Origin of the sequence: Acinetobacter guerrae (assembly GCF_009372255.1) — a bacterium.
Lineage (GTDB): Bacteria > Pseudomonadota > Gammaproteobacteria > Pseudomonadales > Moraxellaceae > Acinetobacter > Acinetobacter guerrae.
In genome coordinates this window covers 101,031-116,571 of sequence record NZ_LXGN01000001.1, presented here as the reverse complement: position 1 = coordinate 116,571, position 15,541 = coordinate 101,031, and the positions used below count along the sequence as shown (strand labels likewise).

14 protein-coding genes are annotated in these 15,541 nt (G+C 38.4%); 10 read left to right on the top strand and 4 right to left on the bottom strand.

What is annotated here, in order from left to right; genetic code table 11:
* Positions 1-17 precede the first annotated feature (17 nt).
* The gene (locus A7A69_RS00515) at positions 18-560 is read right to left on the bottom strand and encodes a PadR family transcriptional regulator (RefSeq protein WP_120369158.1); all 543 of its coding nucleotides are present in this window, start codon (positions 558-560) and stop codon (positions 18-20) included.
* Between the two features lie 123 nt (positions 561-683).
* Between A7A69_RS00515 and A7A69_RS00510 the strand changes: the two genes are divergently transcribed.
* The 3 genes from A7A69_RS00510 to A7A69_RS00500 all read left to right on the top strand — a co-directional run bounded on the left by A7A69_RS00510 (position 684) and on the right by A7A69_RS00500 (position 4,439).
* A complete protein-coding gene (locus A7A69_RS00510) occupies positions 684-2,708 on the top strand; it encodes an NADPH-dependent 2,4-dienoyl-CoA reductase (protein ID WP_152875950.1) in 2,025 nt (674 codons plus the stop codon).
* Between the two features lie 64 nt (positions 2,709-2,772).
* On the top strand, positions 2,773-3,180 hold the full coding sequence (locus A7A69_RS00505; protein WP_152875949.1) for a nuclear transport factor 2 family protein: 408 nt from the start codon (positions 2,773-2,775) through the stop codon (positions 3,178-3,180).
* Positions 3,181-3,353: 173 nt separating this feature from the next.
* On the top strand, positions 3,354-4,439 hold the full coding sequence (locus tag A7A69_RS00500) for a YheT family hydrolase (RefSeq protein WP_152875948.1): 1,086 nt from the start codon (positions 3,354-3,356) through the stop codon (positions 4,437-4,439).
* An 83-nt stretch (positions 4,440-4,522) separates the two neighbouring features.
* Here the strand turns inward: A7A69_RS00500 and A7A69_RS00495 are convergent, their stop codons facing one another.
* A complete protein-coding gene (locus A7A69_RS00495; protein ID WP_120369154.1) occupies positions 4,523-4,966 on the bottom strand; it encodes an internalin in 444 nt (147 codons plus the stop codon).
* A 226-nt stretch (positions 4,967-5,192) separates the two neighbouring features.
* Here A7A69_RS00495 and A7A69_RS00490 point away from each other — a divergent pair, with 226 nt between their 5' ends.
* The 7 genes from A7A69_RS00490 (at position 5,193) to A7A69_RS00460 (ending at position 13,699) form a co-directional block, all read left to right on the top strand.
* Positions 5,193-6,830 (top strand): CTP synthase, encoded by a 1,638-nt coding sequence (locus tag A7A69_RS00490; RefSeq protein WP_152875947.1) that lies wholly within the window; start codon positions 5,193-5,195, stop codon positions 6,828-6,830.
* Positions 6,831-6,855: 25 nt separating this feature from the next.
* Entirely contained in the window at positions 6,856-7,713 is an 858-nt protein-coding gene (kdsA, locus tag A7A69_RS00485) for a 3-deoxy-8-phosphooctulonate synthase (protein WP_152875946.1), read from the top strand.
* Between the two features lie 100 nt (positions 7,714-7,813).
* The gene (gene eno, locus A7A69_RS00480; protein ID WP_152875945.1) at positions 7,814-9,103 is read left to right on the top strand and encodes a phosphopyruvate hydratase; all 1,290 of its coding nucleotides are present in this window, start codon (positions 7,814-7,816) and stop codon (positions 9,101-9,103) included.
* A gap of 12 nt (positions 9,104-9,115) precedes the next feature.
* Entirely contained in the window at positions 9,116-9,505 is a 390-nt protein-coding gene (gene ftsB, locus A7A69_RS00475) for a cell division protein FtsB (protein ID WP_120369150.1), read from the top strand.
* Positions 9,471-10,190 carry a 2-C-methyl-D-erythritol 4-phosphate cytidylyltransferase gene (ispD, locus tag A7A69_RS00470; RefSeq protein WP_152875944.1) on the top strand — a complete coding sequence of 240 codons (720 nt, stop codon included), beginning with the start codon at positions 9,471-9,473 and terminating at the stop codon, positions 10,188-10,190. The genes ftsB and ispD overlap by 35 nt, the downstream gene beginning before the upstream one ends.
* A 191-nt stretch (positions 10,191-10,381) precedes the next feature.
* A complete protein-coding gene (locus tag A7A69_RS00465; RefSeq protein ID WP_120369148.1) occupies positions 10,382-11,653 on the top strand; it encodes a D-amino acid dehydrogenase in 1,272 nt (423 codons plus the stop codon).
* Between the two features lie 129 nt (positions 11,654-11,782).
* Complete coding sequence (locus A7A69_RS00460; RefSeq protein WP_152875943.1) at positions 11,783-13,699, top strand: esterase/lipase family protein; 1,917 nt, start codon at positions 11,783-11,785, stop codon at positions 13,697-13,699.
* Here the strand turns inward: A7A69_RS00460 and A7A69_RS00455 are convergent.
* Both A7A69_RS00455 and A7A69_RS00450 read right to left on the bottom strand, forming a co-directional pair.
* Entirely contained in the window at positions 13,696-14,724 is a 1,029-nt protein-coding gene (locus A7A69_RS00455) for an ABC transporter substrate-binding protein (protein WP_152875942.1), read from the bottom strand. The genes A7A69_RS00460 and A7A69_RS00455 overlap by 4 nt on opposite strands.
* Entirely contained in the window at positions 14,725-15,315 is a 591-nt protein-coding gene (locus tag A7A69_RS00450) for an ANTAR domain-containing response regulator (RefSeq protein ID WP_151980666.1), read from the bottom strand.
* Between the last annotated feature and the right edge of the window lie 226 nt (positions 15,316-15,541).

Sequence of the window (15,541 nt, the reverse complement as noted above, 5' to 3'; positions counted from 1 at the left end):
GTATTTAAAAATCGAATTTAAATATTTTCAAATTGTTTAAGTTGTGGAATAACATCTTCAAGCCAGTCAATCCAGCCTTTTTCCAAGTTTATTCCAAGTTCTAGCACTTTTTTATGAATAAATAAAACTCGATCTTGCTTAGTCTGATTTTTGAAGTCTTTATCGTACATAGTTTGGTAAATTTCCAGTTTATTTTTATGTAAGAATAAATGGCGTTCTAGTTCTAAAATAATTTGATTTCCACCTAACTGTGCTTCGGCACGTAATCGAACCATAAGATCTTCACGTAATTGGGCAGGTTCACTTTTTTGAATCAACCAATCTGCCAGTTCAACGCGTCCTGGTTGCTCAACCTGATAAGTTTTTTTACGACTATGTTCGTTTTCTTCTTCAATTGTCGAAATCCAGCCTTTGCCTAACATATTATTCAGCTCACGATAAATTTGCTGATGACTTGCATTCCAGAAAAAGCCCATGGAACGATCAAAACGACGTGCTAACTCAAAACCTGTACTTGGTTTTTCCAATAAGCTGGTGAGTAAAACGTGAGACAGTGACATGGCAATCCAAACATTTTGTGACTGATAAGATTATGCAATAAGTTGCATAAAAAATAAAATTTGATTATATATTTATGCAACAAGTTGCATTAAGCAAGCAGATTGCGAGCCAAAGGAGAAAATATGTCAGCTTATCCACATTTATTAAAACCCCTTGATTTGGGCTTTACGACTTTAAAAAACCGTGTACTGATGGGGTCTATGCACATTGGTTTGGAAGAAGCACCGCATGGTTATGAGCGTATGGCTGCATTTTATGCCGAACGTGCTAAAGGTGATGTGGGATTAATCGTAACAGGTGGTATTTCACCAAATGACGATGGTGTGACTTTTGCTGGCGGTTCTAAACTCGATAGCCTTGAAGAAGCTGAAAAACACAAAGTAATTACTCAAGCTGTGCATGATGCAGGTGGCAAAATTGCGATGCAGATCTTGCATACTGGACGTTATTCATATCAGGCAAATAATGTTGCACCTTCCGCAATTCAAGCACCTATTAATCCAGTTAAACCTAAAGTACTCAGTTCAAGCGAAGTGCAACAAACCATTGATGACTTTGCCAATTGCGCCAAACTTGCGCAATACGCGGGTTATGATGGTGTTGAGATCATGGGTTCAGAAGGTTATTTAATTAATGAATTTATTGCTGAACGTACCAACCATCGTGATGATGAATGGGGCGGGAGTTATGAAAATCGTATCCAATTTCCAATTGAAATCGTAAAGCGTACACGTGATTTGGTTGGCGAAAACTTTATTATCATTTATCGGCTATCGATGTTGGATTTGGTTGAAGGTGGCTCTACTTTAGAAGAAGTGATTCAACTTGCAAAAAAAATAGAACAGGCTGGTGCAACTATTATCAATACGGGTATTGGCTGGCATGAAGCACGAATCCCAACCATTGCGACCAAAGTACCACGTGCTGCATTCACATGGGTGACTGAGAAATTAAAAGGTGAAGTTTCAGTTCCATTAATTACATCTAACCGTATCAATACACCTGAAATGGCAGAACATGTTTTGGCGCAAGGTCATGCCGATATGATTTCAATGGCACGCCCAATGTTAGCGGATGCAGAGTTTGTCGTAAAAGCCAGTGAAGGTCGTAGTGATGAAATTAATACATGTATTGGTTGTAATCAGGCATGTCTAGATCATATTTTTTCGATGAAAATAGCAACGTGTTTGGTTAACCCACGTGCTTGCTATGAAACTGAACTAATTTTTAAAGAAACTGCTGCGATAAAAAATATTGCGGTTATTGGTGCTGGCCCAGCGGGTTTAAGCTTTGCAACTTATGCTGCAAGTCGTGGTCATAAAGTTAAAATATTTGATTCAAATCACCAGATTGGTGGGCAGTTTAATATTGCTAAAACGATTCCTGGTAAAGAAGAATTCTATGAAACTTTGCGATATTTTAAACGTAAAATTGAATTACAACCGAACATTGAACTGGTTTTAAATCATACCGTAACTTATGAAGAACTCAGCAAAGCTAACTATGATGAAATTGTTGTTGCGACAGGCGTAACACCGCGTCAATTACAATTTGAAGGTATCGATCATCCAAAAGTATTGAGCTATATCCAAGTGCTAAAAGAACGCGTACCTGTTGGTAAACGAGTTGCAATTATTGGTGCAGGCGGTATTGGTTTTGATACGGCTGAATATTTAAGCCACGAAGGGGAAAGTGGTAGCTTAAATCGTGAAAAATTCTATGCAGAATGGGGAATTGACACAACATATGCACATGTCGGTGGTTTGAAACAGCCTGAACTGGAACAATCCGATCGTGAAATTTATTTATTGCAACGTAAGAGTGCCGCAGTGGGTGCTGGATTGGGTAAAACGACAGGTTGGATTCATCGTACAGGCCTAAAGCATCGCGATGTAAAAATGATTGCAGGTGCAAACTATGACAAAGTGGATGATCAAGGGCTACATGTCACGGTAGATGGTCATACCCGTATTTTAGACGTAGATAATGTCGTGATTTGTGCGGGACAAGAGTCATATACGGCTATGTATGATCAACTTAAAGCCGATGGTAAAAATGTCCATCTGATTGGTGGGGCAAAAGAAGCGGGTGAGCTGGATGCCAAACGCGCGATTCGTCAAGGTGCTGAATTAGCTGCAACACTTTAAATCATATCGGGCATTTTCCTAGAGAAAATGCCCTGAATTTTATGCATGAAAAAGGGAAAATATCATGACACTTGAAATTACTAAACAATCTTTAGAAAAATGGCATCAAATGGTCAAGTCTGGAGATTTATCCGATTTAAATTATTTATTGGCTGAAGATGTCGTGTTTCGTTCACCTGTTGCCTATAAACCTTATGAAGGGAAACATGTGGTTTTTTTTATTTTAACCAATGTTGTTCAGGTTTTTGAAGACTTTACGTATCACCGTGAATTTTATACTGAAGATGGTGCAAGCGTGGTATTGGAATTTGCTGCCAATGTTAGCGGTAAATCCTTAAAAGGGATTGATATGATTCGTTTTAATCAACAAGGTAAAATTGTTGAATTTGAAGTGATGATTCGTCCAATGAGTGGTTTGGCTGCGTTGGCAGAGAAAATGGGTGCAAGATTTGCGAAGTATCAACCAAATTAAATGAGCCTAAGCAATTTTGATATTTTCAAGATGTGATTAAAATTGTTAGGCTAGAAATTTATTGGCCACCATCACAGTCTTTATTTAATCAAATGAAATTATGTGACTTGAGGGTAGTTGGTCATAGTTGATGACACAAACACTTTACGCATCGTTAGAGGTCGTTATTGGATATGGGCATTTCGATTTTAAACAAAATAAAGGTTTTGGGTTCAAACTTTTACGATGCGGTACTGGGTGCAGAACCACCAAAAATCTATTATGATCCGAAAGGAAAAATTAAAGATGTTTTGGAAAAACTCCCTCAATTAAAGCAAAAATATCGACCAACCCCGTGGCTGAGTAATACCCATGTCCATTTACTCTATTTTGATATTATTCGTAAAAAAACCATAAAGTTAAATTATGACCGTATTGATCAACTCACCATGCAGGATGGTGGTGTAACTGCGATTGCTTGGTATGGTTATGATCTGGCGCCTGAAACCCCGACAATCGTGGTCATGCATACCATTACAGGAACACCTGAAAGTATGCGTGAACTGGTAAAAGATCTGCATGAGTATACAGGTTGGCGAATTGCATTATGCTTACGGCGCGGACATGCGGGTTTACCCATGCCTATACCGCAAATTTCACTTTTTGGATCAACCCATGACCTTAAAGAACAACTTATTCATATTCACAATCTATTCCCAACATCAGATTTGTACGCCGTAGGTTCTTCCGCGGGAACTGGTCTTTTGGTGCGTTATCTTGGTGAGCAAGGTACAAATACGCCATTTAAGGCAGCCTTTGCAATGTGTCCAGGCTATAACACAGAAATTGGCTTTAAAAATGTACATCCTTTTTATAGCAAGATGATGACCAAAAAATTATTTAAAAATTTTATTCATCCTTATCAAAAGACATGGAGTCACACGGCTTCACTCAAAAAAGTCTTGGCAAGCACAACACTCGAAGAATTCGAAAAAGAATATTATGAAATGGCTGGGTTTCAGGATTATCAAAGTTATTGCCAAGCTATTAACCCTATTTATGTATTTGAAAATGTCAAAATCCCACTCATTATTTTAAATGCAGAAGATGATCCTGTATGTTCGATTAAAAATTTAGAACCTTACAAACACGTGATTCAGCAGATGGACAACATTGCGGTGATCACCACAAAAAAAGGCAGTCATTGCGGTTTTTATGAGGGATTTAATACCCGATCATGGGCAGCAAGATTGATGGCAGATTTTTTGAAACATTATTAGACTTCATATCATTGTTTTTAGATTTAGCCCAATAAAAAAGCAGATAAGGATGACTTATCTGCTTTTTTAGACAGCATTAAAACTTAGTTTTTTAATGCAGGTGTAGCTGCTGCAATGGCGGCGGCAACAGCATCATCTTCACTTTGAGAACTGCTACTACTGCTATTTGCTTTAGTCGAAGCAACTTGTTCCGCTGCTGGTTTGACTGATTCAGCTTTCATTTCTTCTTTCTTCGGTTGTTGAACCGGTGTGTTTGTTTCAGTTGGCGTAGATGCTGAAATTACTTCACGACGAACTTCAGTTGTCGTGTGTGGCGTTTCTTCGCGTTCTACCTGAACCTGAGTCGGGATTTCCTGTTGAGTTCCTGCACTATCAAGAGATTTAAACTCGGCAGGTTGTTGAGGTTGCTCCTGAGTCGTTGTTTCAACTTTTTCTTGCTCTTCTTCTTTAGGCGGTTCTTTTTTAACACATGCAGTTAAAAGGAGACCTGTTGCAATCATGCCACAAATTAAAAGTTTCTTATTCATACTTGCACAAATCTATGATTAATCGAGGTACAACCATTATAACAGCAAATATAAGATTGAAAATCCTAGTCGTGATACCTAAATTTTTATCGAAAATGCTGATAGAATAACCAATTGTTTATTGTTCTATGAATTGCGGCGGATTGACTTTGCTTTATAGGTACAGAGTAAAGTAAAATTGCCCAACATTGTAGGCCGATTTAGGCTCGATTGTACGAGAAACTCAATGACCCATTTTATTTTCGTGACTGGTGGTGTTGTTTCATCACTAGGTAAAGGTATTTCAGCTGCTTCAGTTGCTGCACTTTTAGAAGCCCGTGGTTTAAAAGTGACCATGGTAAAAATGGATCCATACATTAATGTCGATCCGGGAACAATGAGTCCCTTCCAGCATGGTGAAGTTTTTGTCACAGAGGATGGTGCCGAAACTGACCTAGATTTGGGTTATTACGAACGTTTCTTACGTCGTGCGAAAATGACCAAATTGAACAACTTTACCAGTGGCCGAGTTTATCAGGATGTTTTAAATAAAGAACGTCGTGGTGATTATCTTGGTGGTACTGTACAAGTTATCCCTCATATCACCGACAATATTAAAGAGCGTGTATTAGCTGCTGGTGAAGGCTATGACGTCGCAATTGTTGAAATTGGCGGTACAGTTGGTGATATTGAATCTCTTCCTTTTATGGAATCTGTACGTCAGCTTATGGTCGAGTTAGGTCATAAGCGTACGATGCTCATGCATTTGACATTACTGCCTTACATCAAATCTGCGGCTGAACTTAAAACCAAGCCAACACAGCATTCTGTAAAAGAGTTGTTGTCTATTGGTATTCAGCCAGATATTTTGATCTGTCGTACTGAACACGATGTTGATGCTGATACCAAACGCAAAATCGCATTGTTTACCAATGTTGAAGCACGTGCTGTTGTCGTGTGTAAAGATGCAAAAACCATTTACCAGATTCCACGTGATTTCTATGAGCAAAATGTTGATGATTTAATTTGTGAACGTTTTGGCTTTAATGAATTACCTGAAGCAGATTTGTCTGACTGGGATCAAGTGTGTGAAGGATTATTTAACCCTGAATATACCGTTCGCGTGGCGATGGTGGGTAAATATGTCGAGCTTCCAGATGCTTATAAGTCAGTGAATGAAGCTTTGTTGCATGCAGGGATTCAAAACCGCGTTAAAGTTCAGATTGACTACGTAGATGCTGAAAAATTTGAAGATTTAGATGTCTCTGTACTTGATGGTGCTGATGCGATATTAGTACCAGGCGGTTTTGGTGAGCGGGGTACTGAAGGCAAAATGAAAGCAATTCAGTATGCTCGTGAAAAACAAGTTCCATTTTTAGGGATTTGTCTGGGTATGCAACTTGCGGTTGTAGAATATGCGCGTAATGTTGCTGGCATGGCCGATGCAACTTCAACTGAGTTTAATCGTACGACTAAATTCCCAGTGATTGGTTTGATTACCGAATGGCTAGATGAGCGCGGTGAATTGCAACAGCGTAGTCTTGAATCAGATTTGGGTGGAACGATGCGTTTAGGCGCGCAGAAGTCTGAATTGGTTGAAGGGACTAAAACACGCGAAGTATATGGTAAAGCTGAAATTACTGAACGTCATCGCCATCGTTATGAGATGAATAACCGTTTTATTGAACCGCTTGAACAAGCGGGTATGAAAATCTCAGGTTATTCAACTGCACAGCATTTGGTAGAAACGGTTGAAATTCCAGAACATCCGTGGTTTATTGCTGTACAATTCCATCCGGAGTTTACAAGTTCACCTCGTGATGGTCATCCATTATTTGCAAGCTTTATTGGTGCTGCAAAGAAACAGTATCAAAAGAGCAAGTAATCGGCGCATAAACTAGGAAGTTTAAATGTCACAATTAAAACCACAAGAAATTGTACGTTTAGGCGATATACAAATGGCAAATCATTTGCCATTTGTATTATTCGGCGGTATGAACGTATTAGAATCAAAAGACTTAGCCTTTGAAATTGCAGAAACCTATATTGATATCTGCAAGCGTCTTGATATTCCTTATGTATTTAAAGCAAGCTTTGATAAAGCCAATCGTTCTAGCCTGCATTCATTTCGTGGTCCAGGACTAGACAAAGGCATTGAATGGTTAGGCGAAATTAAAAAACAGTTTAATGTGCCTATCATTACTGATGTGCATGAGCCTTATCAGGCTGCGCCAGTTGCTGAAGTTGCTGATATTATTCAGTTGCCTGCATTTTTAAGTCGTCAAACTGATTTGGTTGAAGCGATGGCAAAAACACAGGCGATTATTAATATCAAGAAAGCCCAGTTTTTAGCCCCACATGAAATGCGTCATATTCTGCATAAATGTCTGGAAGCAGGTAATGATAAACTGATTTTATGTGAACGTGGATCTGCGTTTGGGTATAACAATCTGGTCGTCGATATGCTCGGCTTTGATATCATGAAAGATATGAATGTCCCTGTTTTTTTTGATGTGACGCATGCCTTACAAACGCCAGGTGGTCGCTCTGATTCGGCGGGTGGTCGCCGTGCGCAAATTACGACATTGGCGCGAGCAGGAATGGCAACAGGTTTGGCTGGTTTGTTTCTGGAAGCACATCCTGATCCAGATGTGGCTAAATGCGATGGACCATCGGCTTTGCGTTTATCGCAACTTGAGCCATTTTTGGCACAAATTAAAGAATTGGATACTTTAGTAAAAGGATTCAAAACCTTAGACACCCATTAAGTTTTTTAATAGTTTGAGGATCTACGATAAAGACAGGTTTAATCGTAGTCCAATATAATGCAAAACTTATTTAATCATTCATTTAACCGAGGAATTGTTCATGAGCCAAATCGTTGACATTCGTGCACGTGAAATTTTGGACTCTCGTGGTAACCCAACCATCGAAGCTGATGTCATTTTAGAATCTGGCGTTGTTGGCCGTGCATGTGCACCATCTGGTGCTTCAACTGGTTCTCGTGAAGCTTTAGAACTTCGTGACGGTGACAAATCACGTTACTTGGGTAAAGGTGTTCGCACTGCGGTTCAGAACGTCAATGGTCAAATCAAGGATCTTTTAAAAGGTCAAAATGTATTTGAACAAAAAGCGCTTGATGACAAAATGATTGCGCTTGATGGTACTGAAAATAAAGAAAAATTAGGTGCAAACGCAACTTTAGCTGTTTCTTTAGCTGCTGCACGTGCTGCTGCTGCAGAAAAGAAAACTGAGTTATTCCAATACATCGCTGACTTACGTGGTCAAACAACGTTGTCTATGCCTGTACCTATGATGAACATCATCAATGGTGGTTCACATGCAGATAATAATGTTGATATTCAAGAGTTTATGATTGAACCTGTAGGTTTCACTTCTTTTGCTGAAGCGTTACGTGCGGGTGCTGAAATTTTTCATTCTTTAAAATCAGTTTTAAACAAAAAAGGTTTAAATACTGCTGTTGGTGATGAAGGTGGTTTTGCACCAAATCTTCGTTCTAACGAAGAAGCAATTACTGTTATTCTTGAAGCTATTTCACAAACTGGCTATAAAGCGGGTTCTGATATTATGCTTGCGCTTGATTGTGCATCTTCAGAATTTTACAAAAATGGTCAATATGTTCTTGCAGGTGAAGGTAATAAAGCCTTCACAAGCAACCAGTTCTCTGACTATTTAGCTGGTTTAGTTAACCAATATCCAATTATCTCAATTGAAGATGGTCTGGATGAATCTGATTGGGAAGGCTGGAGCTACCTGACTTCAATTTTGGGTGACAAAATTCAGTTGGTCGGTGATGATCTGTTTGTAACCAATCCTAAGATTTTACAACGTGGTATTGATGAGCATGTTGCGAACTCAATTCTGATCAAATATAACCAAATTGGTACGTTGACTGAAACTTTAGATGCGATCTATCTCGCTAAAGCTAATGGTTATAGCACCGTGATTTCACATCGTTCTGGTGAAACTGAAGATTCAACCATTGCAGACTTGGCGGTTGGTACAGCAGCAGGTCAAATCAAGACGGGTTCACTTTGCCGTTCTGACCGTGTAGCAAAATATAACCAATTACTTCGTATTGAAGAATTGACTCATGCTGCATATCGCGGTAAAGCTGAGTTCAAGGGTTTAAACTAATCTTTGGATGCTATGTTAGAAGTATTTAAATCGACTTCGAGCAAATTGATACTGTTACTCGTCATCGTTCTGGTGACGGGTCTTCAGTACAGTTTCTGGTGGGGTGAAGGTGGTTACTTTGCTCACCAAACTTTACGTCAGCAAATTACACAACAAGCTGAAATAAACGAAGAATTGAAAGAACGAAACCGTATTTTAGCGGCAGAAGTGTTTGATCTAAAAAATGGCAGTGAAGCCATTGAAGAACATGCACGTTTAGATTTAGGTCTGATTAAGCCTCGTGAGACTTTTGTACAAATGAGTACAATTAGTACCCATTACAAACCGATTTATATTGATCCAAATGCTAAAGTAGACTTGGAAACCAATGAAACCCCGCCAAATCCTGATGTCCCAGATTAAATTATGGGCAGTGATTCCTGCTGCGGGTTCTGGAAGTCGTTTTTCTAAAACCCTGCTTAAACAATATCAAACGATTCAAGACAAAACAGTACTCGAATATACGATTGATCGGTTGAATACATTGCCTTTAGCGGGTTATGTATTAGCAATTGGTGAGCAGGATACAGTCGCAAAAAATCTGAGTTTTAAAGCACCTGAAAAAGCTCATTTCTGTGTGGGTGGGGCTGAGCGTGTAGATTCAGTTTTAAATGCATTGCATTATTTAAAAGATCTGGCATCGGATGATGATTATGTTTTGGTGCATGATGCTGCGCGTCCATGTGTGAGTGCTGAAAATCTCAAACAGTTAGCGAATTATTGTATTGAACATGACACTGCTGCTATTTTGGCAATTCCAGTGCGCGATACTTTAAAGTTTGTGAGTGAACAACACATTCAAAATACGGTGAGCCGTGATCACTTATGGCAAGCACAAACACCGCAAATGGCCAAATTAGGTGTACTTCGAGCTGCGATTGAGAAGGCTCTTATGGATAAAATCAATATCACAGATGAAGCTAGCGCACTTGAACATGCAGGAGTTTCTGTTGATGTTGTGCAAGGGCGTTCAGATAATATTAAAATCACGTATGCAGATGATTTAGAACTAGCACGTTTGATATTGGCATCGCAACAGACTCTATAGACCACTTAAACCAATACAATTTAAATTGTAATCAGGAGTGACAAGCATTCACATAACACTGCTTGTCATTCAATCTATTCAGAATTAATTTTAAATATCTATATTTTAAAACTTGTTAACTTCTATTTATTTCTTACTAAAAAATATAGGACAGCATTTTCCATTCAATTGATAAAAACAGCAGGCCTTGTATGCATATTATCGTGTTAGGTGCAGGCGTTATTGGAACTACTTCAGCATATTATTTAAGACAAGCAGGTCATGAAGTGACCGTGATTGATCGACAGCCGGGTGTTGCGCTAGAAACCAGCTTTGCCAATGCAGGACAGATTTCACCAGGATATGCATCACCTTGGGCTGCGCCGGGTGTACCACTCAAAGCATTCAAGTGGATGTTTCAGCATCACGCACCATTAACGATTAAAATTACAGGGGATATGTATCAATATCACTGGATGGTACGGATGTTGGCAGAGTGTAATATCCATCGTTATAAAATTAATAAAGAACGCATGGTCAGAATTTCAGAATATAGTCGGGATTGTCTGGATGAACTGCGTAAGGAAACAGGCATTCATTTTGACGAACGACAGTTGGGTACATTACAGTTGTTCAGAAAGCAGCAACAGCTAGATTCGGCTGAAAAAGATACCGAAGTTCTTAAAGAAGAAGGTGTGCCTTATCAATTGTTGGATAAACAGGGTGTGATTCAGGCTGAGCCCGCATTAGCCAAAGCAACCGTTGATTTTGTTGGGGGATTACGTTTACCTCATGATCAGACTGGAGATTGCCAAAAATTTACTGTTGAACTTGCAGAACTGGCAGCCAAGCAAGGCGTGCATTTTATGTTTAATACCTCCATTAGCCATCTTGAAAAAAATGCGGATGAAATTTCGGGAATTGTTTTAAAGGATGGGCAAAAAATAAAAGCAGATGCTTATGTGATGGCACTAGGTAGTTATAGTCATGAAATGCTCAAGCAAATTGGGATCTTTGCGCCCGTTTATCCACTTAAGGGGTATTCGATTACCACACCGATCATCGATGCCGACATGTCTCCAGTTTCGACCATTTTAGATGAAAGTTATAAGATTGCTTTAACGCGTTTTGACGATCGTATTCGTGTAGGAGGAATGGCAGAAATTAACGGCTTCGATCGTTCACTGGATACGTCTCGTGAAGATACCTTAAAAATGGTATTGAATCAGTTATTTCCTTTTTCCAGTGATTTGGATCAAGCTAGTTTCTGGACGGGGTTACGCCCTGCAACACCTGATGGCACACCAATTGTAGGCAAAACTCAATATTCAAATTTATATACCAATACTGGACACGGGACTTTAGGTTGGACGATGTCTTGTGGTTCTGCAAAATTATTATCTGATCTAATTTCCAGACGGACTCCACAGATTCAAGCAGATGATTTAAGTATTGAACGTTATGAAAAATCGATACATCTATAGAGAAAATAATGGTTTAGTCAGACAATCGTATATTTAAGTTTAAATGATTGGTTTTATGATATACCTTCGCTATTTGCAAAAATTAGCGTTGTGGAAAGTGAGATAAATCTGCTGATTTAGGGGAACGGCATGGTTGGTCAGTTCGTAAACATGCTTAAAATGAGTATTTTAGTCTGTTTATTCATGCTTACTGGTTGTCAATTGGTGCAATTACATGAGAATGAATTAAGCCAATCCCTCAATAGCAAATATGAAAATATTCTAACCAGTAAAAATTTAAGTGCGACGACAAAAAATATTGTTTATTTGACCAATTTAAATCAAAAAAAGTGTCTGCTCCAATTTGATTTTTGTCTGAATGCCATTAGGGATATTTATTCTCATGATCATGATGCTTACCATGCTGCGATAAGTGAATTGTATCTGGCCAAAGCTCTTGAACTTGACAATAGTGGGGAATGTAGTCACACCCAAAACAGTTGTTTTTCGACAGAGCTTGAATATCTTGATCAGAGTATAAGGCATAGCTATGCCTATCTTTTTGATTCTAAAAATATACCCTCAAGTAGAGTATTTGATCATCGCCAAAGTCAAGTCCGTATTTTTTATAATTTTGCCATTTCAAAGTTGCTCACACGATATTACGGTGAATATCATCAAGGCAGTTTGCCTGATATGATTCAGTTTGGAAAACATCGATATAACATTGATTCTTCAGATTTTCCACACTTAAAAGAACATAAAATTGTGGTATTTAGATCCAGTTATAACATGAATTTTTCAGGCTTTCATACGGTTAACCGCACTGATGGTTTAGGGGCTGAATATGTAGTGGAGTTTGAAGAGCATGATCAAAATAATGGGTTTATTTTAGATCCTATCCAGTTTTATAAAAATTCACTTTCTCCAAATATTCATCCACCTCAAGTATTGCCATTAACTGCAATCATGATCCCCGATAATCCTGATCAGCATTTTGATATAGATCAGACCAATTTTAAAATCAAGTTTGTAGATCCATATTTAACAGACAATATTAGGATTCATCAAAATGATTATACTTTAACAGCGAATTATTCAGCACCTTATGGTTATTGGTTATCTCAGAATCATTTGGGAAAAACTGGATATTGGACTTTATTGAATAAAGAAAATGGATTGTTAATGCCGCATGTATATATGCTGGAACCATACAATCCAAATAAAAAAGTGATCGTTTTTATTCATGGTTTAGCCAGTAGCCCTGAGGCTTGGGTTTCTTTGACCAATGATATTATGGGAGATCAAGAGCTTCGGGAGCATTATCAGGTCTGGCAAGTTTTTTATTCGACCAATATGCCCATCTTTGAAAGTCGTTATCAGATATACGTTTTACTCACACGGGCCTTTCAAAATATTCAAAAGCAATATCCACCCGTACAGGATGCAGTGCTGATTGGGCATAGTATGGGGGGAGTGATTAGTCGTTTATTGGTGAGTGATCAGGACATTTCAAACGCAGTAATTGAAAAAATGAACAAAGCACAATACGCCATGTTACTCAAACACCCTGTGATTCGTGAACGCTTTCAATTTAAAGCAATTCCAAATTTTTCTCGTGCGATTTTCATTGCTACGCCACATCGTGGAACCAACTATGCAGATCGTTGGTTTACGCGTTTAGCGCGCAATATTATTAAAATTCCAAATGAATTTTATGACAATGTGCAGTCAAACACCTTACTCGATAAAACCAATACGGTGCGGCATCATGGTTTAATTGAAAATGGCGCAAGCAATTTAAGTGAAAACTCTGATTTTATGCTTTTGACTAAAGATGTCATGCCTGTGCCGATGATCAAATATCATTCCATTATTGGCAATGCAGCACATTCTGAGTTACCCTCATTTATGAATGATGGGATTGTTCCTTATAACAGTTCACATTTGAACGGAGCAAGTTCAGAGAAGATCATTAAAGGCAATCATTATGTACAAATGACTACCTCGGCAATTAATGAAATGCGAAGAATTTTATTGCTACATTTAAATGAAAATGATCACTAAATCGTGATTTGTGCTAAAGCATTTTGATATACATCGTGTTCAATACAATTTTGACTTAAATGTTCAATTGATGTCTGGTCAAAATGATTGACTGAATCATCCCATTTCTGCATTTGTTCAAAAAGCCAGATAAAATGATGTGGATCTGGAGCAGCATTGTTTTCAACAAAATTTCGAATAATCGATTCAATGACATAATATTTTTGTACGTGAACCTGTGGCGAACACTTAAATCGAATAATGTTAAATTCAGCTAACATTTTCCAAACGGGTGTATAGTCATTTAAAGTTTCTAATTCTTTTTGAGCTTTCAATACCGCAGCAGTAAGCGCAATTAATGTATTTGGGTGTTTTAAGGCCCATTCTTGTGTTACCGCCATCACCTTATCTGCAATGGGGGGAATAATATCCCGACTTGAGGCAACAATCTGACTGACGCCTTCAATTTCACCCTGAATATTCCAGGGTTCACCTACACAGAAACCATCAATTAAGCCCGATGACAATGCCTCAACCATATATGGAGGTGGGAGGGTTTTTAACGCAATCTGTTGTGCTGTTTGCAGATTGGCTAGTGCTAGCCATTCACGTAAACAATAGTGATGAATAGAGTGTTTAAACACATGAGCTAAAGCAACATATTGCCCATGTTGTATATGATTTACTAATTTTTGTGCATTGATTTGGGCAGAGTCTGCGACTTGTATAGTAAGTGCATGACTTAAACTTTGGCTTAAACTGATATAGGCACGATTAATACTTAAAACCAAAGGTGTTTTTAGTGGAATTCCAATTTGATCATCTGCAATTGCAGCAGCAGGTAACATTGCAGATAAACAATGTGCAGCATCTAATACCCCAAAAGCGAGTCGATCTCTTAAACTCGCCCATGATGCTTCTTTTACCAGTGTGACATCCAAGCCAAATTCTTCAAAAAATCCACGTTCTTTAGCCCAAAGTAGTGCAATACAATCTAAAAGAGGAATATAACCGAGCTGAATTTTGGTTTTCTCAAGCGGGTTCATTTAATCCTCCTTGATCGGGTGGCTAAGTAATTGTTGTGCATCGATCAGTCGTCTTGCCATTTCACCCATTGTAATCCGATGACTCATGGCATTTTTTCTGAGTAACTGAAATGCAGTATCTTCAGTCAAACTGTGCAATTGCATCAATAACACTTTGGCTTTTTCGATATCTTTACGATCAGCCAATTTAAGTTTGGTTTCTTTTAAATCACTTTCGAGCTGCTTATGTTTTTTATACTGTTCAATCGAGATTTCCAAAATGGTATCTAAGCGAGCAGGATCAATCCCATCGACAATATACGCAGTCACACCTGCGGCAATCGCTTGTTTAATGGTGTCTTTATGCGTGTTTTTGGTAAATAGGACAGTGGGCAGATCAAAATGACTGACGCAGCTTTCAATCAGGTCACGATGGGGATGATCCATATCTAGTAGAATCACGTCTGCCTGTAAATCTTCAAGTTGAAAGTCACTTAAATGCTCAAGGCTCAAGCAGGCAACCACATCAAAACCGTGCGCACGTAAATTCTGCTGAACAAATTCAGCACGTTCAAAATCATCATCAATCAGTGCAATTTTTAGTTTTGACATAAGGAATAAAACATGAGTATGGATACACTTGACTTAGTTTAAGCGAAATAGATGAAACAAATACCAGCAAAATTGATGCCATGCAAAAAAATTAGATTTCAAAGCATTTTTATTGAACTTTTTGCTTGCTTTGACCCCTAATAGCGCATTAAGGAGTCATTTTGACGCAATTTAAAAATAGATGATTAGAACGATAAAACTAAAATAGTAAATAAGTTAATTCATA